The organism is Phocaeicola massiliensis B84634 = Timone 84634 = DSM 17679 = JCM 13223 (genome assembly GCF_000382445.1).
GTDB lineage: Bacteria > Bacteroidota > Bacteroidia > Bacteroidales > Bacteroidaceae > Phocaeicola > Phocaeicola massiliensis.
In genome coordinates this window covers 85,655-108,631 of sequence record NZ_KB905475.1, presented here as the reverse complement: position 1 = coordinate 108,631, position 22,977 = coordinate 85,655, and the positions used below count along the sequence as shown (strand labels likewise).

Genomic DNA, 22,977 nt, shown 5'->3' with positions numbered 1-22,977 from the left:
ACACCTTTTCTGAACGATTACTGTATCTTGAAGTGGTGGATGTTTTGTAATTTTGCCCGAACAGAAAATCAAATGAATACCATCAAACACAATAAATAGCGTATGAAAACAAATTATGAAATTCGCTATGCCGCTCATCCCGAAGATGCCAAGCATTATGATACTGCAAGGATACGCCGCGACTTTCTGATAGAAAAGGTTTTTTCGGACAATGAGGTTAATATAGTGTATTCTATGTACGACCGTATGGTGGTAGGGGGAGCCCGGCCCGTAGGTGAAGTACTGAAGCTCGAAGCCATCGAGCCTTTGAAAGCTCCTTATTTTTTGACCCGTCGCGAAATGGGTATATTCAATGTGGGAGGTCCCGGTATGGTAAGAGCCGGTGATGCCGTGTTTGAATTGGATTATAAGGAAGCTCTTTATTTGGGAGCGGGAGACCGTGAAGTGACTTTTGAAAGCAAAGATGCCTGCCTGCCCGCCAAGTTTTATTTCAATTCCACTACCGCACATCGTAATTATCCCGATAAAAAGATTACCAAGGCAGATGCCATCGTTGCCGAAACGGGCTCGTTGGAAGGCTCTAACCATCGTTGCATTAATAAGATGTTGGTAAGTCAGGTGTTGCCTACTTGTCAGTTGCAGATGGGAATGACGGAGCTGAAGCCGGGAAGCGTGTGGAATACCATGCCTGCACATGTGCACAGCCGCCGCATGGAAGCCTATTTTTATTTTGAGGTTCCCGAGGAACATGCTGTCTGCCATTTTATGGGAGAAGTGGACGAGACACGGCATGTGTGGATGAAAGGAGAGCAGGCTGTCCTGTCTCCCGAATGGTCTGTTCACAGTGCCGCTGCTACGCATAATTATACCTTTATCTGGGGAATGGGTGGTGAAAATCTTGACTATGGAGACCAAGATTTCTGTCTGATAACAGACTTGAAATAATAAAAATGCGATGTAAAAAAGAGTTTTATTAAATGTTTTGTGTACGATAACGGAAGATTTTTATTACCTTTGGGCATCGTAATGGATAAGAAAATACAAGAAATAAATTATTATACTAATAACATTAAATTAATTACTATGGTGAATTTTTCATTGGAAGGTAAGGTAGCTCTTGTAACAGGTGCTTCTTACGGAATTGGTTTTGCTATTGCATCGGCTTTTGCTGCAGCAGGTGCCACTATTGTTTTCAACGATATCAAGCAGGAATTGGTAGACAAAGGCTTGGCTGCTTATCAGGAAAAAGGTATCAAGGCTTTCGGTTATGTTTGTGACGTTACCAGCGAAGAACAAGTGAACGCTTTGGTTGCACAGGTAGAAAAAGAGGTAGGTGTTATCGATATCCTTGTAAACAATGCAGGTATTATCAAACGTATTCCGATGTGCGACATGAGTGCGGCAGAATTCCGTCAGGTTATCGACGTTGACTTGAATGCTCCGTTTATCGTGTCTAAAGCCGTTATCCCCGGCATGATTAAGAAAGGTCATGGAAAGATTATCAATATCTGTTCTATGATGAGTGAGCTGGGACGTGAAACTGTATCTGCTTATGCAGCTGCCAAGGGTGGTTTGAAGATGCTGACCCGTAATATTGCTTCTGAATATGGTGAATACAATATTCAGTGTAACGGTATCGGTCCGGGTTATATCGCTACTCCTCAGACAGCTCCGTTGCGTGAACTTCAGGCTGATGGTTCACGCCATCCGTTCGACCAGTTCATCATTGCCAAGACTCCGGCTGCACGTTGGGGAACTCCTGAAGATTTGCAGGGTCCTGCTGTGTTCCTGGCATCAGATGCTTCTGATTTCGTCAACGGTCATGTGCTTTACGTTGACGGCGGTATTTTGGCTTATATCGGTAAACAACCCAAATAATATAAAGCCCGGAAAGGGTTATTTTCAGGTACGGATGGGGGATGTGTCAAAACAGCATTATCCATGTTTTGACACAACCCCATTCTCCTTTCATTAATTATAGATAATATGAAGAAAATCTTTTTAGCAGTGGCAGCGGCATGTTCGTTGTGTTCTTGTTCGCAACAGCAGCCGGTTACTGTAACTGTTACCAATCCTTTGGCTATAGACCGCAGCGGCGAGATGGTGGAAGTATCCATGGCGGAAATTTCATCTAAGTTGCAATTGCCGGATACGGCGCAAGTGATTGTATTGGATGAAAACGACCTGGAAGTTCCTTATCAGGTCACTTATAATGATATGCTTATTTTCCCCACCTCGGTAAAGTCATCTTCCACAGCCACTTATACTATTAAACCGGGTAATCCGAAACCGGTGGATGTCATTTCCTGCGGTCGTGTTTATCCCGAACGTGTAGATGATATTGCTTGGGAAAACGACCGTGCGGCTTATCGCGCTTATGGTCCTGCACTGCAGGCAACCGGAGAAAAGGCTTACGGTTATGACGTATTTACCAAACGTGTTCCCGAACCGGTGGTGGAAGACCGCTATGACGGCGAGTTGAATAGGAATATCTCTTATCACGTAGATCACGGTAACGGTATGGATGTATATGCAGTAGGACCTACATTGGGTGGCGGTGCGGCAGCTTTGTTCCCCGACAGCACCATTGCTTATCCGTATTGTTGGAAAGAATGTGAAGTGTTGGATAATGGTCCGCTTCGTTTCACGGCAAAATTGGTTTATAATCCATTGGTTATAAAAGGAGATAGCAATGTAGTGGAAACTCGTGTTATTTCGCTGGATAAAGGTTCACAGTTGAACAAAACAGTGATTTCTTATACTGATTTGAAAGAAGTGACTCCTATTGTAGCCGGTATCGTTATCCATAAAGAAAATCCGACAGGATATTCTTTCGATTCCAATGCCGGGTATATTGCTTATGCCGATTCTACTCAGAATCCGCGAAATAATAATGGCGTTATTTATGTGGGTGCTGTATTTCCTGCCAGTCTGAATGCTGCAAAAGCCCAGCTCTTCCCCGAAGCAGAACGAAAAGAACATGGTGGCGCCCTTGGACATGTGTTGGGCATCAGCGACTATGAACCGGGAACCGAATATGTTTACTATTGGGGTTCCGGATGGAGCAAATATGGTTTTGCCGCCGATACCGAATGGACGAAATATTTGGAGAATTTTGCCCAACAGGTACGTAACCCATTGACAGTGACTGTGAAATAAAAGAATATAGTGGATGATTAAAAAGTTACCTGAAAAAGCCGTGTGCTTCAAGGTAACTTTTTCTTTTTATTGAATAACTGGAATACGATGATGAAACAAAGAATAATTATTGGTTTCTTATGTATTTGTCTGGCAAGTATGGCTTTTGCTCAGGAGCGTATCCGTATTGAACATGGACCTTATTTGCAGAATTTGAAAGAAACGGAGACAACCATTGTATGGATGGCCAGCAAGCCGTCTGTCGGTTGGGTGGAATTAGCTCCCGATGACGGTAGTACATATTATCAAAAAGAACGGGAGAAGTTTTTTGATACAACAAACGGTGTGAAGAACACTTCCTTGTTGCATGTGGTGAAGATTAGCGGACTAAAACCGGGTACCGGTTATCGTTACCGGGTATACGCACAGGAAGTTTTGGACCATCAAGGTGTGGAAGTGACTTACGGAAAAGTAGCGGCAACGGATGTATATGGTGCCAAACCGCTTGTATTCACTACAAACGACCGTCATAAGCCGGAGACTTCTTTTGCAATGATTAATGATATTCATGGTCGTACAGACGATATTCCGAAATTGCTGGAGGTTGCAGACTACAAAAAGATGGATATGATTATCTTTAATGGGGATATGTTGACTCAGCTAAAAGATGAGTCAGGGTTGTTCAGCGGATTTATGGATGTTGCCATAGATTTGTTTGCAAAAGAAAAACCGATGTATTATGCACGTGGCAACCATGAAACCCGCGGACTGTTTGCCACTTCTTTTCAGCGCTATTTTTCGCCTAAAGAACCTCATTTGTATTATCTGGTGAGACAGGGGCCTGTTTGTTTTATCTTTTTGGATACAGGCGAAGATAAACCGGATTCCGACATTGAATATAGTGGTATTACGGATTATGACCGTTATCGCACGGAACAGGCGCAATGGTTGGCACGGGCAGTGCAGTCGGATGATTTCAAGCAGGCAAAGTACAAGATTGTCATTGCGCACATGCCTCCTTTACCCGATAAAAACTTGTGGCATGGGCAAATGGAAGTGCTTGAAAAGTTTGTTCCTATATTGAATCAGGCCGGTGTGGATGTTATGCTTTCGGGACATTTACATCGTTATTTTAACAACAAACCGACCGATAAGGTGAAGTTCCCTGTCATTGATAATGCACATAAGACAGTTATTAAGGCAGTGGCAGAGAGCAATCAGCTGGTGCTTGAGGTGAAAGATCTGCAGGGGAAGCCGGTAGATACGATTGTAATCCCTGCCAAATAAATGAAAGCTGTTTGTCAGCTGCCCTAAGCGTTTTCTTCTTTTGACACATCCTCCTACAGCAGACGATTTGATGGGCCATTGGGGAGTTGCCACACTCCCTTTCTTTCCCTTGTTGCGCCTTAAAAGTTCTTTTTGATGATTTCCTGCATTACTTCCGAGTTCCTGTCTTCGTCATTCGCTTCTTTTCTCAGTTCCAGCAAGCGTGCCTTCATCTCTTTGATAACCGGAGCATACTCGGCATCTTTATATGCGTTGTGATTTTCGTGCGGGTCTTTCTGCAAGTCATAGAACTCCCAAGCCGGAGCAGTCGGAGTATCGTCCGAACCGGTGGCATCCAGCTTATTGCCGTAAAGGAACATCAGCTTATAGCGTTCATTGCGGATGCCGATGTGTGCCGGACGAATGGTGTGGTGTGTCCAGTAACGGTAATACATATCTTTGCGCCAATTTTCGGGTGTGTTTCCGGCAAGGTTGTCCCGGAAACTTTGTCCTTGCGATTTGTTTGGAGTCTTTACGTGGGCATAGTCGGCAAGCATGGCTGCAAAGTCTGTGTTCAGAATAATATCCTTGTTGCGTGTGCCGGCAGGTATCTCTTTGGGATAGCGGATGACAAACGGCATGCGGAGTGGTTCCTCATACATCATTCGTTTATCAAAGAATCCATGTTCTCCCAGGAAGTATCCTTGGTCTGATACATAAATGACGATGGTATTCTTTGCCAATCCTTTTTCGTCCAGATAGCGGAGCAGTCGGCCGATATTATCGTCGATGGTGGCACCGCAGCGCAGATAATCTTTTATCATTTTCTGATATATCTTCTTTCGGGCGGAGATACTGTCCATGCCTTCGGTGCTGAAGGGGAGTTCGGGATATTGGCACCACCAGGGGCCTTTGGATGCCTGTTCCCATCGCCATCCCATGTTCTCAAGCTGACGTCCGGTGAAGGTGCGTCCCGAAGCAATGGTATCGAACTCCATCATGGTGTCGGGTTCGGGAAAGGTTACGTCATCATATAGATGTTTCATGCGTTCGGGGAAATCCCACGGCTCATGGGTTGCCTTAAAGTGGCAGCAGAGCATGAACGGTTTATCGGTGTTGCGTTCTTCCATCCATTGGATACATTTGTCTGTCACCAAGTCGGTGGAGAATCCTTTTTCTTCTGTGCCGTATCGTCCTTCGGTATCATCTTTCCAGTTTTCGGCTGTTTTGAAAACCGGGTTAATGTATTCTCCCTGGTCGTGAAACACGCTGAAGGTGTCGAAGCCGGAGGGTTGTGTCTTGAGGTGCCATTTACCGAAAAGGGCTGTCTGATAGCCGCCTGCCTGCATTTGTTTGGCAATATTGTCCTGGTCGCGGTCGAAGCTGTCTTCCAATGTTCTTACACCGTTGAGGTGGCTGTAGGCACCTGTCAGGATGGTGGCGCGACTGGGAGCAGAGATGGAATTGGTGCAAAAGCAGTTGTCCAGCACGCATCCTTCATCGGCAAGGCGTTTGATATTGTCGTTCTTTACATACGGAGCCAGTATACCTCCGTAAATGCCCCATGACTGTGAGGTGTGGTCATCCGATAGAATGAATAGGATATTGGGGCGTTCTTTGTCTTGTTCTTGCGCTTGGAGCTCTCCTGCCGACAGTGGTTGGCAAAGCAATGCGCCGGTCAGTAATTGAAGTGTTTTTCTTTTCATCATGGTTTTGTGTGTTTTTATTTGAATGGTTATCCGGCTGTGATTAGTCGAACACCTTGAATTCATATCCTTGTTCCAGTAACCATTCAATGGCTCTCGGCAATGCATATTTCATGTTTTTTTCTGCTTTAAGCGAGTCGTGGAAGGTGATGATGGAGCCGTTGCGCACATAGTGCTTGACCTTGCGTAGCACTTGCCGCCCGTTCAGTCGTTTGCTGTAGTCGCGGGTGACGAGGTCCCACATTACTATCTGGTATTTGTGGCGGAGCACCATATATTGCATCCAGCGCATGTGTCCGTGTGGCGGTCGGAAGAGGTTGGTGTGAATCAGTTCGTTTGCCTTATCGGTGTTGGCCAGATAATTATCGCTCCGGTATTCGAATCCGCGAATATGGTTAAAAGTATGGTTGCCCAGCCGATGTCCGCGGTCTACTATCATCTTGAATTCTTCGGGATGCTTGCGTACATTGTCGCCCACCAAAAAGAAGGTGGCTTTGATATTGTATTTATCCAGCAAATCGAGCACCCATGGCGTGATTTCGGGAATAGGTCCGTCATCAAATGTAAGATAGACCGCTTTGACATGCTTATCCATGCGCCAGAAGGCGCGTGGATAGAGCATGCGGAGTATCAGTGGCGGTTGTTCTATTAACATAAGCGTGCGTGCTTTTTATTTTCTTTTTCCGCCTACGCGGTTGTTGAATACTTCATAAAGTTCTTCAAACTTCTTGACATAGTGTGCCGACATATCCGATTTCGGTTTCTGTTCGCTTTCGCTTTCCACACCGCTTGCGGTATTGCAACGTGCCAAAGTCTTGTTGAGTTCGTCCAGAATATAGAAATTGCGGACACACTCTTCATACGAATTGGCCAAGCGCTGGTCGTCAAGGCTCAGATACCAGCTGATATATTCCACTGCCTTGTTTGCCAGGTCGCTCAGGATGGCTTCTGCTTTTTCCGTCTCGCCCAAAGCCAGATAATCGTCTGCCATTTCTTTCGAGCTGCTCATGATATAATCATGGGGCACGGTTGTGCTGGGAATTACTTTCAGACTATAGTCGAGAACTTCCAGTGCTTTGTCTTTCTTGCCTTCCTTTATCAGTTGGCTGGCAAGTTGGATAAACATACGGCGGTGTGTCAGGCACATGCGCATGACTGTCTCGTCAATATAGATATTCGGATTGTCAATGCCTCCGAACTTAAACTTGTTCATCAGGTTGTCATACATTTTTTCCGAATCGATGCGTGCGTTGAGTGCTGTGGTATTGAACGGAGTGATGCGGTAGGCAAGACCTTCCTGAATGAAGTTGTTGCCTAAGTTCAGGTGATTGTCGCTGCCCACGGTGATGGCCATGTACAACGGACGTTCCCAGTTGGTGTTTGCCAGCATTTCGAGCATCATCAGTTCACTCTTGTAAAGCATACGCTTGCCTTTCAGTGAGATATTCATATACTCGGGTATCTCACCGTGCAATGAGTCGGGAATCATCATGCCCGAGCGTTTGATGGCTTCTTTGTCCAGCTTGATGACGATACTGTCTGTAGGAATCATCTGCAGACCTTCTTTCGGAGAGCGTACCCAGTATTTCAGGATATTCTTCAGTTCATAAGGATTCTCTCCGAACTCTCTCACAGCATCTTCGGGGTTTTGTTTATAGAAGTTCTTGATGCTTTCCATTACTTCGGGACGGATGGCAACGGCTTCGTTATGTCCCTGCACATATTCCAGGCGACTCCAGTCGATAGGTACGGCAGGTGAATCGTATGCCTGACGCTTCATCTGGTCAATATACCAGTCTGTCTGCAGGTAACTCAGGTTGCACACACGCACGTCGGTGCGGAAGCCTTCTGTCTCCTGATTATACCACAAGGGGAATGTATCGTTGTCACCATTGGTGAAGATAATCGGATTGCCTTCTTCCTGAACAGTGCTCAAATAGTTTTGTCCGAAGTCGCGTGCCACATAGCGGTTGCTGCGGTCGTGGTCATCCCAAGTCTGGCTTACCATTTGGATGGGAACCAACAGGCAAACAACTGTTGCAAGAATGGATGCCGGTTTTTCACCGATTTTCTTCTGTAACCATTCTGAGATACCTGCCACACCCATACCAATCCAGATTGCGAAAGCATAGAACGAACCGGCATAAGCATAGTCGCGTTCACGGGGTTGAAGAGGTGTCTGGTTCAGGTAAAGCACAATGGCAAGACCGGTCATAAAGAACAGGAAGAATACAATCCAGAACTGTTGGATACCAATCGGTTCATAGATTATTTTTCCGTCCGGTGTGGTGATGCGTCTCACTTTGTAAGCCTGCCAGAACAGACCGATAAGTCCGAGTAAAAGAGGCAGACAGTAGAATACATTATGCCCTTTATTGTTCTTCAGGTCGGAGGGGAGCAGGCTTTGGTCACCTACCAGGAATTTGTCAATGACCGGAATGCCGGTAATCCAGTTTCCGTGTTCTATTTCTCCTTGTCCCTGAATGTCATTCTGACGTCCGGCAAAGTTCCACATAAAGTATCTCCAATACATGAAGTTCACTTGATAAGAGAAAAAGAACTTGATGTTCTCCCATTGGGTAGGAACCTTTACCATCATCATCTGTCCGCATTGGTCGTAAGGCACTTGTGTACCTTCCACGCCGCCCAGCCAGTCTTCGTAGGCTTGCCGGTGACCGGGTGCATCGCTGTACATACGCGGGAACAGCATATTCTGTGCATACTTATATTCTGTTTTATGGCGAACCACTTCGTAGCTGTCTTTTTCGTCGGGAGTAGCTTTTTCTTTCCGTTGATATACCGGAGCTCCTTCTGTCACATCATACACGCATCCGCCGTCCACTTCCTTCAGTGCCGGTTTTGAGGTGTAAGCCTGTCCGTAGAACAAAGGACGGGTTCCGTATTGTTCGCGGCCAAGATATTCACCCAGCGTGAAGATATCTTCCGGTGAGTTCTGATCCATCGGTGTATTGGCTGTGGAACGAATCACGATGAGCGCGTAGGATGAATAACCTACCATAATCATCATGATGCAAAGCAAAGAGGTATTGAGCGTGCGTGCACTGATTTGGTATTTTTTGTCCAGCTTGGCAAACAGGTAGATACCTAATGCTGCCAAGACAATGATGCCGATGAACGTGCTGCTCCATCCGTGTCCGTAGAATGGGATGCCCAGCATGGCAATGGTGACAAGGAAGGAGATGTTCATGCGTTTGCGGCTCTTTTCCACATAACTTTCATATACTCCCCAAATGATGGAGGCGGCCAACAGGATGATGTAAACAATCAATCCGCTGTTGAAAGGCATTCCTAATCCGTTGACAAACAGTAGTTCAAACCATCCGCCCACTTTCACTACGCCCGGTACGATGCCATAAAGCACAGCAGCCACCAGCACCATCGAGCCGGCTAAGGCAAGCAGGCTGCCTTTCAGGTTGGCATCGGGGTTCTTTTTGTAATAGTAAACCAATACAATGGCGGGGATACACAGTAAGTTAAGCAAGTGCACACCAATGGAAAGTCCTGTCAGATAGGCTATCAGAATGAGCCAACGGTCACTGTGAGGTTCGTTTGCCACGCTTTCCCACTTCAGGATAAGCCAGAATACCACTGCTGTGAACAGGCTGGAATAGGCATATACTTCACCTTCTACGGCACTGAACCAGAAGGTGTCGCTCCATGTGTAAGCCAAAGCTCCCACAAGACCCGAACCCATTATAGTAATGAGTTTGCCCAATGTCATTTCGTTATCGTCGGGGCATACCAGTTTTTTTACGAGGTGTGTGATACTCCAAAACAGGAATAAGATACACGCCGCACTCATCAGGGCACTCATGGTGTTTACCATCCGGGCCACTTGGCCGGGGTCGCTTGTGAACTGGCTGAATAAGTTGGCGGTAAGCATAAAGAAAGGTGCGCCGGGGGGGTGTCCTACCTCAAGTTTGTAGCCGGTAGTGATAAATTCCGGGCAATCCCAGAAGCTGGCAGTCGGTTCAATAGTCATGCAATAGGTAATTGCTGCGATGACAAAAGTAACCCAACCAACCAGATTGTTTACTAATTTGTACTGTTTCATGAAATTATATTTGTTTCGTTAACATTCGATGGGCACAAAGATAGTAAAGAAATAGTTATTTACCGTCTGAATGTCTGTTATTTAGTGTTACGACTGTTAGTCTTAGAGTTTTTTTTGTAATTTCGCCTCACTTATTAAATCTAAAGAATATGAATTTCATGAATAGAGTAATTGTCGCTTGTTGCATTTTGTTATGTACTTCTGTATGGAAGATAAGTGCTCAGGATTATCCTTTCCGCCGGGCAGACTTGCCGGTGGAGGAGAGAGTGGAAGATTTAGTCCGTCGGATGACACTGGAAGAAAAGATAGACTTGTTGGCAGGTTATCAGGATTTCTATCTTCATCCTTGCGAACGATTGGGTATACCTGCTTTCAAATTGGCGGACGGACCTTTGGGGCTTGCTTCATGGGGATTGTTCGGCAAGGCGACAGCCTTTCCGTCGGCATTGTCTTTGGCGGCATCATGGAATAGGGACTTGGCAGCCCGGGTAGGCGACTGCTACGGACAGGAATGGCGTGCCCGGGGCATTCACTTCCTTTTGGCGCCGGGAGTGAACACTTACAGAGCTTCAAAGGGGGCCCGGAACTTTGAATACATGGGTGAAGACCCTTATCTGTCTTCGGAGATGGTTGTTCCTTTCATCAAGGGGGTGCAGGAAAGGGGTGTGATAGCCACCGTGAAACATTTTGCAGCCAATGACCAGGAGTACGACCGTTATAGGGTCAGTTCGGAAGTGTCCGAGCGTGCGTTGCGAGAGATATACTTGCCGGCATTTAAGGCAGCAGTGCAAAAGGCGGGGGTGAAAGCTGTGATGACCGGCTATAACTTGTTGAACGGCGTATATTGTACGGAAAATAAATATCTTATCGATATATTGAAGAAGGAATGGGGATTTAAAGGAATGCTGATGTCCGACTGGGCATGTACCTATTCGGCAGACAAGGCTGCTAACCATGGACTTGACCTTGAGATGGGCAGTAACGACTGGTTTGTCAGAGAGAAATTGTTACCTCTCATTGAACAGGGAGTGGTGACGGAGGAGACTATTAACGAGAAGGTACGGAGGATTTACGGAACCTGCATCGAAATGGGATTTTTTGACCGCCCGCAGTTGGATACGACTATTCCTGTTTATAACCCGAAAGCCAACCGAATGGCATACGAGGCAGCCAAGGAGGGAATGATTCTTCTGAAGAATGAAGATAACCTGTTGCCGTTGAAGCGGGTGACTAAGATTGCAGTAATCGGACCCAATGCTTGTTATAACCTGGTGACGGACAGGCAGAATAATGTAAACGGCACTACTTATGGGGGTGGTGGCAGTTCTAAGGTACATCCTTGGCATGTTACTTCTGTTCTGCAAGGGATAGAGGCGGAATATCCCGATGCGGAAGTGTGGTATGCGGAAGGAATATCCAATGCATATAAGCCGAGATTGTTCCGTTCTGCTAAGTTTTATACCGAGGATGGAAAACAAGGACTGAGAGCAAAATATTATAAAATGGGGCAAGGTGACGGCAGTGCTTTGCCCGATAAGCTGATGCAGCAACAGGCGAAGGCGGCGGGAAGAACGGAAGATAGTGATAATGGTGTTTCTGCTGTTTCGTCTTCTGTCTCTGCAAAAAGTTCGGACAAGGAGCCGGTGATGGAAAGAATCGACCGGCATGTGGATTTCTCTTGGTGGGGAACTCCGAAGGAAGGTTTGGGCGAGGATTATCGTGTGGAATGGGAAGGCTATGTTCCCGTGGAACGGAATGACAGTCTTCTGTTCTTTGTTGACGCACAAGGAGGATACCGTTTGTGGATTGACGGAAAGTTGTGCTTGGATGCCTCTGCTTCTCAGTCTTTTGATTGCAGGCAAGTGGCAGTGGACGGTCAGAAGGGGGCACGGCTGCATGTGAAGTTGGAATACCTTAACCAGCGAAGTTTGCCGGCAGAGATTCGTTTGGGATATGATTATAAAGGCAATCTTGATTTTTCGGAAGCTTTGCGGTTGGCACGTCAGGCAGATGTGGTGATATTCTGTGGCGGTCTGGACGGCAGCATTGAGTTGGAAGGACGTGACCGTCCGTTTGAACTGCCTTACGGTCAGGATATATTGATAAATCAACTGGCTGAGGTAAATCCGAATCTTATTGTCAGCCTGCATGCCGGAGGCGGTGTGAGAATGAGCCCGTGGATTGACCGGGTAAAGGCAGTGGTGCATTTGCTGTATCCGGGACAGGCAGGAGGACGAGCGTTTGCCGAAATGCTGTCGGGAAAGGTGGTTCCTTCAGCCAAGTTGCCTTTTACCATAGAAAAGAGATGGGAAGATTCTCCGGCTTGTGGCAATTATGATGAGACACGTAAAGAACGGAAGGTGTATTATAATGAAGGAATATTCGTGGGTTATCGTGGATATGACCGGAAACAGGTTGAGCCGCTTTATCCGTTTGGATACGGTTTGTCTTATACTTCGTTCGAGTATTCGGATTTGCAGTTGACGGAAATAGACAAGAAGAACAAGTCGGTTGCACTCTCTTTCAATATAACGAATACGGGAGGCTATGAAGGAGCGGAAGTGGCTCAGGTATATGTGCGTGATATTGCTTCGAAGGAAGCACGTCCGTTGAAGGAGTTGAAAGGTTTCCAAAAAGTATTCCTTCGTCCCGGTGAGACAAAGCATGTTTCGGTGACATTGGACAGAGATGCTTTTCAGTATTTCAGTGAGAAGAAATCCGACTGGGTGTTTGAATCCGGGGAGTTTGAGATATGGGTAGGTGCTTCTTCCAAGGATATCCGTTTGAAAACGAAAGTAAAGATGTGATAAACATAATTATCCACTGTAGGAGGCCGGCTGAAAAGTTTGGCAGCTCATTCTGTCATTCTGAGTGCAATATACTTTTGGGGTCAGCCTCTTACGGTAGATAATTATTTATCTTTGTTTTCAGTCTGCCCGTCTTCGTGGCAGTGACATTTCAGTATGCGATGGGGGAAATTGCCGTGTCCCAACAGTTCAATGGGGCATCCGAAGTGCTCTTCCAGCCATTCGGTGGGAACTTCTGTATCGGGGTGATAATCCAGTGTTTCGTTGACACAGGCTATTGTCTTCACGTTCTGCAAGACAGTGCCGATATCGTGGCTTACCAGGATAATCGCCCGTTCTTTATTGATTTCTTCCAGCAAAGAGTATAATTTTGCTTCAAAGCGTTTGTCTATGTATGTGTTAGGTTCGTCCAGTATCACCACTTCCGGGTTGGATACAAGTGCCCGTCCCAGAAGTGCCCGTTGCAGTTGTCCGCCACTCAGCTCACCGATAGCACGTCCTTCCAGTCCTTCCAGTCCCATGCGGGAAATGATTCTCCTGACCTGTTCATGCTGTTCCGGGGAATAGCGGTGCAACAATGATTTCTGTTTGCTGAGTCCGGACAATACAACTTCGTATATCGAGATAGGAAACTTCTTATCAATGCTGTTGTACTGAGGCAGGTATCCCATGGTTATTTCCGGCACTTCTTTGCCGTTCTTATAAAAACGGATGGTGCCTGATACCGGTTTCAGCAGTCCAAGGATTAATTTAATCAGTGTCGTTTTTCCGCCTCCGTTAGGGCCGATAACACCTAGAAAATCATGCTCATATACGTTCAGGTTGACACGGCTGAGTACGGTCTTTCCATCATAAGCGGCAGAGATATCGTTTAGTTGTATAATAGGATGGTTTGTCATAAGCACTTTTATTTGGTAAGGGCCTTTGCTATATTTATCATTTCTTCCTGCCAATCATAGCTCAGCGGATTAATCGGGATAACATCTACTCCCAGTTCATCGGCTATCAATTTGGCGTTACGCGTATCAAACTCCTGCTGTACAAAGATGACGTGAGCATTGTCACGGCGGCAGGTCTCGATTAAATTTTTGAGATGAGCAGGCGAGGGTTCTTTTCCTCCTTCTTCGATGCTGATTTGTTTTAATCCGTAATCGCGGGCGAAATAGCTTAATGCCGGGTGATAAATAAGAAAAGTGGTATCTGCATGTTGCAGTAGTCCGCGAAGTTCATTGTCTGTCCGGGTGATAATGCCTTGCAAACTATCCAGACGATGTTTGTAATAGGGTGCATTGGTACTGTCCAACCGGCACAGGGCAGCATAGATGTTATCAGCTATTATAGCAGCATTCCGGGTTGAGTTCCAAATGTGTGGCTCGATGCCTCCTCCATGATGATGGTCACCATGGTTGTGTTCTTCCTCATAGATAGGGTCTATACCTTTAGAAGTATCGAATACTTTGAGGTGCGGGGCGTTGGAAGTCAATTTATCCATCCATGCTTGTTCGAATCCAATGTAACCGATGCGTAAGTAGGCAGTACTTTTGTCCAGATTGACCAACTGTTGCGGAGTAGGGTCGTAAGTCTCCGGGCTGCTGCCCTTAGGAACCATACTGACTACATTATATTTATCTCCGGCAATGACTTCCGTGAAGTATCGCAACGGCTCGAGTGTAACGGTTAATGTCTCTTTGCCGGACTGTTGCTGCTTGGAGCCGCAAGCACTCAGGCAAAGCAGAGTGACGAGAAAGAGAGCGATTCGTTTCATATTTTCATTTATTGAGCGTTTATTTTGTGGCACGTAATATTTCACGTTTTCCACCCGGAGGTCCCGGAAGACGTTCCACTGTAAACCCGGCTGCCTGCAACATTCTTCTTACTATCCCTTTGGCGCAGTAGGTGGTCAGGATACCTCCTTTGTTTAATATTTCATATAGAGAGTTGAATAGAGACTGTTCCCACATTTCCGGCTGCTTTTCGGGTGCAAATGCATCAAAATAGATAATGTCATAACCGGATAGAGAGGTCTGTCTTGCTTCTTCCGAATGAAAAAGGCGGGTAAAATCCCCTTCTATCTTATGGAGTGTGAACCACGGAGAGAGTACCTCGTCCGTTTCCCATCCGGCACGGTGAATGGCGTAGTAATCGTCTTCGTGTCCTTTTCCTATAAGGCCGGGATAATTCAATTTATGTACGGTATCTTCGCTTAGCGGATACCGTTCGATGCCTGTATAATATACTTTCTTCCGAATCTCTTCTGCGGTAAGCAGGGTGAGGAAAGCATTCAGGCCTGTGCCCAGTCCTATTTCGAGAATACGCGGTTCGGCAACCGGAGAATGCTTCAGTCCCATTTCGATGAATATATGCTGTGACTCCGTCAATGCTCCTTTTACCGAATGATAATGCTCATCCAGCTCAGGTACATAGAGTGTATAACTGCCGTCTGCTGTCTGTTCCAGTTCCATAAAATTACTTCATTAAAGCGGAGGCTTCCAGCACTCCCCAAACCAACAATGCATATCGAAGTACCTTTCCGATTGTCATGGCCAGAATGACAATCCATATATTGGCACGCATCATGCCCAGTACGATGGAAATGGCACTTCCCAAAATGGGAATAAAAGCAAAGAATGCCATCCATGCTCCCCGTCCGTGTACGAACTTCTCGGCACGGTCCATTTTTTCTTTTTTGACATGGAAATATTTCTCTATCCATTCCATGTTACCCAAATGTCCCATCCAGTAGCAGGTCATGCCTCCGGATACGTTTCCGGCTGTGGCTGCGGCAATACTTATTACCGGGTCCAGTCCCAGCGGACCGACACAAGCTGCCAGTACAGCTTCCGAACTGAAAGGAAGAACACTGCCGGCAATAAAAGAGCCGAGAAATAGCCCCCAATACCCCCAGTCTATCAGGAATTGAAGAATTGCATCCATAAATTATAAATAGCTAATGTTATTAAGGTAACAAATGTAATGATGAAAAAGATGCCGGAAAAGCGATTACGGGTTAAAGTAAATAAATGTCCTGTTAAAATGGACATCATAATGATTTGTAATTGCAACAACACATTGAAGTGCTGAGGTTGTAACAAACCTAGTGCATAAATCCATGCTTCGACGGCTATCAGGAATGAGAGGAATAAACGTGTACGCGTCTTGTCTAAATAGGAAACTATAAAATAGTGCACGCTGCATGTCAGTGATATCAATGTAATGCCTCCCCACGAAATAATTTGATCGGGAGTAAAACCGGTATAGTGGATAGGCTGGAATTGTATTAATGACTGCAATGGGCTGTAAAACAGTTCTATTTTACCGTTATAAAAGGCATAGCCGAAGAGAAACCAATAGGGAACTATCAGCCCAACCAGTCCGGCAAAGAATGTTTTTGCCGACAAAGAACGAAAACTGATCATACTGATATAGAACAAAGGAGCGAAATACAATAGTTGTGGAAAAGCCAGACTACCGAGTCCGATAAAGAAAAAGGAATGAAAGATGTTCCCCGATGCCTGTCCGGATTCGTAGCTGCGAAATAATTGGAACAGAGCAATGATAAATGCCGGTGGAACGAGATTGGAGATATGGAATGGATGAAGAAACATACATGCCGATATGATAAACCCAAACAGGCTGACGTGCAGCATCGTCCGGGTTCGTATCAGGGTGAAGGCTGTATTTATTTCAATCATCATGTATCCGGTCAATGCACACGATATAAAACTAATCAATTCATTCCATGAATGAATGCTGACTCCCCATAAAAACAGGCATATAAGGATAACAACGGGAAGGGTTAACCTTCCCGTCGCTATCTCTGTCTGGAGTTTATTATAGCCTGTCATGCATTATCTTTTCAACTATGACACCATTAAAGGTCGAATCCGATATCCGAGCGGAAATACTTCTTTTCGAAATCAATCTTCTTGGCATTGGCAAAAGACCGGGCCAATGCCTCTGATTTATCGGCACCGTATGAGCTGACTGCAATGACACGTCCGCCGCTAGTTACTACCTTTCCGTCTTTCAATGCGGTTCCGGCATGAAATACGATACTGTCTTCAACAGCATCCAGCCCGTTGATGACAAAGCCTTTGTCGTAGTGCTCGGGATATCCGCCCGATACCAGCATGACACATACGGCAGAACGCGGGTCTATTTCCAATGTCTTCTCATTCAGGTTGCCGGCAGCCACTCCTTCAAAGAGTTCTACCAAATCACTCTTGATGCGAAGCATCACACTTTCTGTTTCAGGGTCGCCCATGCGGACATTATATTCAATCACCATCGGTTCACCTTTTACATTGATAAGACCGAAGAAGATGAAACCTTTGTATTCGATGCCTTCGGCAGCCAGTCCTTCCACAGTGGGACGGATGATGCGGTCTTCTACCTTTTGCATCCATTCCTTATCGGCAAACGGAACAGGAGAAATGCTACCCATGCCACCGGTATTCAAACCTTTGTCGCCTTCACCTATGCGTTTGTAGTCCTTTGCTTCGGGCAGAATCTTGTAGTTCTTTCCGTCTGTCAGAACGAATACGGAACATTCGATGCCACTCAGAAACTCTTCAATGACTACAGTGGCGGAAGCATCACCGAACATACCGCTCAGCATTTCTTTTAATTCTTTCTTGGCTTCTTCCAGTGTAGGCAGAATCAATACCCCCTTGCCTGCACACAGTCCGTCGGCTTTCAGTACATACGGAGCTTCCAGTGTTTCGAGAAATGCCAAACCTTCTTCCAGATTAGCGGCAGTAATGCTCTTATAACCGGCAGTCGGAATGTGATGACGCTGCATGAATCCTTTTGCAAATTCTTTGCTTCCTTCCAGTACGGCACCCGCCTTTGACGGACCGATAACAGGTACGTTTTTCAGTGCTTCGTCATTCTTGAAGTAATCGTATATTCCTTTAACCAGTGGGTCTTCGGGACCTACCACTACCATGTTTATATCGTTTTTTACTACAAACTCTTTGATGGCTGCAAAGTCGTCGGCTTTGATAGCTACATTTTCGCCTACCTCGCTTGTTCCGGCATTTCCCGGAGCTATATACAGTTTCTCAATCTTGGGGCTTTGGGCAATCTTCCATGCCAGGGCGTGTTCGCGTCCGCCTGAGCCTAATAGTAACAGTTTCATATTCTGATATTGAATTTATTATTTTAGATGGTCTTCAAAATAGCGGGTAATGTGTTCGTATAAGTGAACACGGTCACGGCCGAACATATTGTGTCCGTCTTCCGGGTAGATGAAGAAGTCGGGATGTGTACCTGCATCAATGCATGCACGCAAGAAGGTGTAGCTGTGTTGTGGTACACAGGTGGGGTCTTCACCACCATGAATCAGCATCAGCCGTCCCTTCAGGTCGCCGGCTCTCAATTTCAGATTTGCTTTATTATAGCCTTCCGGGTTGCTGAGCGGACTGTCCATATAGCGTTCGCCATACATTACTTCATAATACCCCCAATCGATAACCGGACCACCGGCTACACCTACCTTAAAGATATCATTATAGGTCAGCATGAGATTGGTGGTCATGAAGCCGCCGAAGCTCCAACCATGTACACCGATGCGGTTTTCGTCTACATAACCGAGTGATTTCAGAAATTCCACTCCTTTTACCTGATCTTTCATTTCTTCTGTACCCAATTGGCGGAAGGTGCAGTTCTCAAACTCCAGTCCGCGATTGTCACTGCCGCGGCTGTCGACAGTCAGCATTACATAACCCAGCTGGGCCATGTAAATATCCCATCCTCCTGCACCATAGTTGCGTACATTGTGTATCATCTGTGCATGAGGACCGCCATAAACATAGATGACTGCCGGATATTTCTTGTTGGGGTCATAGTTTACCGGTTTTATCAAACGATAATAAAGATCTGTCTTGCCGTCGGCCGCTTTAATGGTGCCAAGGGTGATTTCGGGCATATTGTAAGCATCCATCGGATTGGCAGCAGTCAGCAAATTGATATTTTTTCCTTTACCCGAAGTAGGAACAATGTCGATATTACGAGGGACTGTGGAAGAAGTATAGTTGTCTATCACATATTTACCGCTTGCCGACAGTTGTACATTGTGCATCCCATCCTTATTTCCGATGAGACGGCGCTTTCCGGTTTTTACATTCACGGCGTATGCGTTGCTCTGTAACGGAGAAACCTCGGTGCTTATGATGATGATTTCTTTGGCTTTAGGGTTAAAACCTAAAATGTTTTTCACTAACCATGTGCCTTGGGTGAGTTGCTTCACATGAGTATATTCATAGCAAGTTCCATCTGTTTCGGTACGGAATGAGGTCGGTTCTGCTTTCAATTGTGTATCCATCAGATACAGATGGTTATATCCGTCACGTTGGCTTTGGTAGAGAAATTTTGTTTCATCCCAGGGTAGGAACGTGAGTATATGTTGCGGCTCTACATATTTGGGATGTTCTTCTACATAGAGCACGGCATCTTTTTCTCCGTTTTCTGCATTGTACCGCACTAGTTCTGCATGATTTTGGTCACGGTTCAATTCTATCACATAAACGCTTTTTTCGTCCGGGCTCCAGCTGATGTTAGTGAAATAGCGGTCGGTCGGGTCACCGACTTTCAGGTAAACAGTTTTTTCGGTTGCAGGATTGTAAACTCCCACGGTAACTTTATGGCTGGTCATTCCTGCCATCGGATACTTGTCCGGTTCGAGGGTGGCGATACGGGTAGTGGTATTCACTTGCGGGTAATCCGTTACCATTGTTTCATCCATGCGGTAAAAAGCGAGCAGGTTTCCTTTCGGACTCCAGAATGTACCTTTATAAATACCGAATTCCTGACGGTGTACACTTTGACCGCATACGATGCCTTTGGGTTCATCGGTTACTTGGTGGGTTTTACCGTCTGCTGTGGTTACAAACAAATTATTGGCAATGGTATAAGCCAGCGAACGGCTGTTTTTGTTCCAGTCTTGGTTGGCTGCTTTGGCAGCGATGGGCTGGCTCCATATTATTTCTTTTTTGTCACAGTCAATCAGCACTTTGTGGGTAGATGTGTTTACCAGCATCCACTTTTCGGCATATGGAAAAGATACATTGTATAAATGATTCATCTTTCCCAGTTCCTTGGCTGCCAGTAAGTCATTTGTGTCTTGTAAGGTGAAGAGAACAGTCTCTTTTCCGTTGGTCGGGTTCACCGCTTTTACCTCTTCTATGTCGGCGTTGACACATACGTCTCCCCACCATTTCAGTCCATGCAGATTCTTGGGTTGCAGATTGAAATAATTGTTTCCTCCCGGCATCAAATCTTCGAGAGTAAAACTTTTCTTATCTTGCGCTATAACATTCATAGTAGAGATACATGATGTCATTAATATAAGTAGACTTTTTAGTATAATATTCTTCATAGCTTCTTATTTTTTCCCAACCTGAATTTCTGAATCAGAATCTCAGGTTGGTTATTTTTTTACTATTTTTCCTCTCTTTTAAAGCGTGGCTTGAATTCTTTTCTTTCTTCGTTTCCTCTGTCTTTTCTGTCTCTGTTCTTGAAATCTCCACGTCCTTCGCGTTTGTCGTCAAAGTTGCGTCGTTCGCGCCGTTCTCCGTATTCCACTCTTTCACTGTTGCGACGGGGACGAGTATCTTCGCGTCGTGGTTTGAAATCTCTGTCTTTATTTTCAGTGCGGAACTCTTTATATTTGCCGTCAAACAATTGATATTTGCGGAATTCACATTCCAAAGCACCATTAAACAGCGGTACTTTGACTGATGGTTTCAATCCGATCTGATCGAAGCATTCTTCACGATAACTCAATATCCATGCATCATTTCCGGCAAATGCATGTTTCAGTCGTTCGCCAATCATTTGGTATAAACCTAATAAATCGTTTGTCGAAATACGTTCACCGTAAGGAGGGTTGGTGATGATAATACTCTTTTCTTTCGGTTGTTCGAATTGCTGGAACGGTTGTATTTTTAAGATTACCTCTTTGCTCAGTCCTGCTGCTTTCACATTATGTGTTGCAATTTCATTGGCTTTCGGGTTATTGTCATATCCGTATACTTTGTGTGTGAATTCACGTTCTTGTGAATCATCGTTATAAATCGTATCGAATAATTCTTGGTCGAAGTCATTCCATTTTTCGAAAGCAAATTCTTTGCGGAATACGCCCGGAGCGATATTACGTGCAATCAAGGCTGCTTCGATAGGAATAGTTCCCGAACCGCACATCGGGTCTATCAGGTCACATTCGCCTCTCCAGCCGGTCATTAAAATCATACCGGCTGCCAGTACTTCGTTCAACGGAGCTTCTACTGCCTCCTGGCGATAACCGCGGCGATGTAATGATTCGCCGGAACTATCGAGTGACAAAGTACATTTGTCTTCGGCAATGTGTATGTTCAGTGCTACATCAGGGTTATTGATGCGTATGGAAGGGCGTTCGCCGTTCTTCTCGCGGAAGTAGTCTACGATGGCGTCTTTCACCTTATAGGCTACGAACTTTGAATGGCGGAATTCATTCGAGAATACTACTGCATCTACTGCAAAGCTCTTGTTGGTGTCTAAATACTCTTCCCATGCGATGGATTTAATAGCTTCGTACACTTCATCAGCATTTTTGGCTTCAAAGTGTTTAATGGGTTTCAGGATACGGATGGCTGTACGCAGATAGAAGTTAGCCTTATACATCATCTCCTTGTCGCCGGTAAAAGATACCATGCGTCTTCCTATTTCTATATTGCTGGCTCCCAGCTCGGTGAGTTCTTTTGCCAGAACCTCTTCCAGTCCCTGGAAAGTCTTGGCGATTAGCTCGAATTCTTCCTTCATTTTAAAATGATAATTACGTAATTTCAATTGATGCGACAAATTTAGTGATTTTCTCTTTGCTATTCAATTATTTAGAAGATTATCTGTTTTTGAGTAGTTAAATAAGGCATAAAAGAGGGCAGAAAATAAGATTGGCAATGTTTGTTAAAGGTGTGGAATATTGAAAAAGACCGTCCCAACACAGTGATTGAGGCGGTCTTTTGAGTTATCGGTAAATGTTACCTTTAATGTAGACATGCCTGTCAAACCGGTAACAGTAATACTGTTAGCAACCGTGTTCCGGAGTGAAATAGATTATATTGGCTATTGGTAAGCAAAGGGTTTAAAGTTCCTGAAATCGGCACTTATCCTATCATTCAGGTTTTTGACTAAGTAATTGGATTGATTCGGTAAATTCAGCTATAATCTCCGATAAATTTGGATTGTCATTACGAAGAATTATCGTTGCAAAGTTTACGACACCTTCTTCATCAACAATTGAAGATGAAATCATTGTAAAAAGAGCCTTCCGATTATAAGTGGAGAACCAATACTCAAACAATCGGCTACGCATACTTTGCTTGCTGTCACCGGTCTCACAAATATAGAGCAATGTTGAGTTGTTGTTCCTGAAAAATTCATCAACGATAGCAATAATCGTATCACGTACTTTATGGTCACGGGGAGATTTATGGTTATTGATATTGGCTATAATCAATTGATATGAGTTCTGTGACAGTAAAATATCATCTTCCATAAACCCTACAGAATAATGTACTCCCCCGTCTGTAAAGAACTGATAAAATCCATCTTCTCCGGTCGTTTCTACCGGATATGAAGAATTTTCGTGAAAGAAGCTGTTTCATAATGCAAAAAAGGTTTCAGCCTCCTTACCTGTACGTTTTTTATAGGCTTCCTTCATTGACTTTTCCAAATTAGCCAGACAAGTACGTTTCTTTTCTCTTGCTGCTTTAAATTTGGCTAAAGTTTCTTCTTTTGTTGCTTTTGTTTTTACCATAATATCTATCCTTTCCTTTGGCAAAGATAATACTTTTTGTTGAGAATCAGATTCTTTTGTAGAACCTTATAATATTATAACTTTCTCTCTTCAAATCAGCAGAACAATGATTATAAAACGACACAAGCGCGTCGCTCTGTTGTTTGATGAGGATTTTTTGGGGGGACACATTGACGAAGTCAGGGCGTA

The 22,977-nt window shown here is 45.1% G+C and carries 18 protein-coding genes; 5 read left to right on the top strand and 13 right to left on the bottom strand.

The window, feature by feature from the left end; all coding sequences use genetic code 11:
• The first annotated feature begins 102 nt into the window (after nt 1–102).
• From kduI to HMPREF1534_RS01270, 4 genes are all read left to right on the top strand, one after another.
• Complete coding sequence (gene kduI, locus HMPREF1534_RS01255; RefSeq protein ID WP_005944983.1) at nt 103–945, top strand: 5-dehydro-4-deoxy-D-glucuronate isomerase; 843 nt, start codon at nt 103–105, stop codon at nt 943–945.
• A gap of 138 nt (nt 946–1,083) precedes the next feature.
• Nucleotides 1,084–1,878 (top strand): gluconate 5-dehydrogenase, encoded by a 795-nt coding sequence (locus HMPREF1534_RS01260; protein ID WP_025066860.1) that lies wholly within the window; start codon nt 1,084–1,086, stop codon nt 1,876–1,878.
• A 108-nt stretch (nt 1,879–1,986) separates the two neighbouring features.
• A complete protein-coding gene (locus tag HMPREF1534_RS01265; protein ID WP_005944977.1) occupies nt 1,987–3,159 on the top strand; it encodes a DUF4861 domain-containing protein in 1,173 nt (390 codons plus the stop codon).
• An 87-nt stretch (nt 3,160–3,246) separates the two neighbouring features.
• On the top strand, nt 3,247–4,425 hold the full coding sequence (locus HMPREF1534_RS01270; protein WP_005944974.1) for a purple acid phosphatase family protein: 1,179 nt from the start codon (nt 3,247–3,249) through the stop codon (nt 4,423–4,425).
• Between the two features lie 119 nt (nt 4,426–4,544).
• On the opposite strand, the gene HMPREF1534_RS01275 is transcribed toward HMPREF1534_RS01270, so the two are convergent.
• The 3 genes from HMPREF1534_RS01275 to HMPREF1534_RS01285 are packed head-to-tail and all read right to left on the bottom strand — an operon-like array spanning nt 4,545 to nt 10,185.
• Nucleotides 4,545–6,113, bottom strand: coding sequence for a sulfatase family protein (locus HMPREF1534_RS01275; RefSeq protein ID WP_005944971.1), 1,569 nt, complete (start codon nt 6,111–6,113; stop codon nt 4,545–4,547).
• A gap of 40 nt (nt 6,114–6,153) precedes the next feature.
• Nucleotides 6,154–6,765: a polysaccharide deacetylase family protein gene (locus HMPREF1534_RS01280; protein ID WP_005944968.1), complete on the bottom strand. Its 612-nt coding sequence runs from the start codon at nt 6,763–6,765 to the stop codon at nt 6,154–6,156.
• 15 nt (nt 6,766–6,780) lie between these two features.
• Complete coding sequence (locus HMPREF1534_RS01285; RefSeq protein WP_005944965.1) at nt 6,781–10,185, bottom strand: protein O-mannosyl-transferase family; 3,405 nt, start codon at nt 10,183–10,185, stop codon at nt 6,781–6,783.
• A gap of 149 nt (nt 10,186–10,334) precedes the next feature.
• On the opposite strand from HMPREF1534_RS01285, the gene HMPREF1534_RS01290 reads away from it, so the two are divergent.
• A complete protein-coding gene (locus tag HMPREF1534_RS01290) occupies nt 10,335–12,992 on the top strand; it encodes a beta-glucosidase (RefSeq protein WP_005944961.1) in 2,658 nt (885 codons plus the stop codon).
• A 104-nt stretch (nt 12,993–13,096) separates the two neighbouring features.
• Here HMPREF1534_RS01290 and HMPREF1534_RS01295 read toward each other — a convergent pair whose 3' ends face one another.
• The 10 genes from HMPREF1534_RS01295 to HMPREF1534_RS20775 all read right to left on the bottom strand — a co-directional run bounded on the left by HMPREF1534_RS01295 (nt 13,097) and on the right by HMPREF1534_RS20775 (nt 22,788).
• Nucleotides 13,097–13,891 carry a metal ABC transporter ATP-binding protein gene (locus HMPREF1534_RS01295; RefSeq protein ID WP_005944958.1) on the bottom strand — a complete coding sequence of 265 codons (795 nt, stop codon included), beginning with the start codon at nt 13,889–13,891 and terminating at the stop codon, nt 13,097–13,099.
• An 8-nt stretch (nt 13,892–13,899) separates the two neighbouring features.
• Nucleotides 13,900–14,757: a metal ABC transporter solute-binding protein, Zn/Mn family gene (locus HMPREF1534_RS01300; protein ID WP_005944955.1), complete on the bottom strand. Its 858-nt coding sequence runs from the start codon at nt 14,755–14,757 to the stop codon at nt 13,900–13,902.
• Between the two features lie 19 nt (nt 14,758–14,776).
• Nucleotides 14,777–15,454, bottom strand: coding sequence for a tRNA (5-methylaminomethyl-2-thiouridine)(34)-methyltransferase MnmD (mnmD, locus tag HMPREF1534_RS01305; RefSeq protein WP_005944952.1), 678 nt, complete (start codon nt 15,452–15,454; stop codon nt 14,777–14,779).
• A gap of 4 nt (nt 15,455–15,458) precedes the next feature.
• Nucleotides 15,459–15,926 (bottom strand): YqaA family protein, encoded by a 468-nt coding sequence (locus HMPREF1534_RS01310; RefSeq protein ID WP_005944950.1) that lies wholly within the window; start codon nt 15,924–15,926, stop codon nt 15,459–15,461.
• Complete coding sequence (locus tag HMPREF1534_RS01315; RefSeq protein ID WP_005944947.1) at nt 15,902–16,837, bottom strand: hypothetical protein; 936 nt, start codon at nt 16,835–16,837, stop codon at nt 15,902–15,904. The genes HMPREF1534_RS01310 and HMPREF1534_RS01315 overlap by 25 nt, the downstream gene beginning before the upstream one ends.
• Before the next feature lie 26 nt (nt 16,838–16,863).
• On the bottom strand, nt 16,864–18,132 hold the full coding sequence (gene purD / locus HMPREF1534_RS01320; RefSeq protein WP_005944944.1) for a phosphoribosylamine--glycine ligase: 1,269 nt from the start codon (nt 18,130–18,132) through the stop codon (nt 16,864–16,866).
• An 18-nt stretch (nt 18,133–18,150) separates the two neighbouring features.
• Complete coding sequence (locus tag HMPREF1534_RS01325) at nt 18,151–20,334, bottom strand: S9 family peptidase (RefSeq protein ID WP_005944941.1); 2,184 nt, start codon at nt 20,332–20,334, stop codon at nt 18,151–18,153.
• A gap of 98 nt (nt 20,335–20,432) precedes the next feature.
• A complete protein-coding gene (locus HMPREF1534_RS01330) occupies nt 20,433–21,791 on the bottom strand; it encodes a THUMP domain-containing class I SAM-dependent RNA methyltransferase (RefSeq protein ID WP_018451832.1) in 1,359 nt (452 codons plus the stop codon).
• Nucleotides 21,792–22,143: 352 nt separating this feature from the next.
• Nucleotides 22,144–22,527: a DUF6169 family protein gene (locus HMPREF1534_RS01335; protein WP_005944935.1), complete on the bottom strand. Its 384-nt coding sequence runs from the start codon at nt 22,525–22,527 to the stop codon at nt 22,144–22,146.
• Between the two features lie 105 nt (nt 22,528–22,632).
• Entirely contained in the window at nt 22,633–22,788 is a 156-nt protein-coding gene (locus HMPREF1534_RS20775) for a hypothetical protein (protein ID WP_005944932.1), read from the bottom strand.
• Nucleotides 22,789–22,977 lie beyond the last annotated feature (189 nt).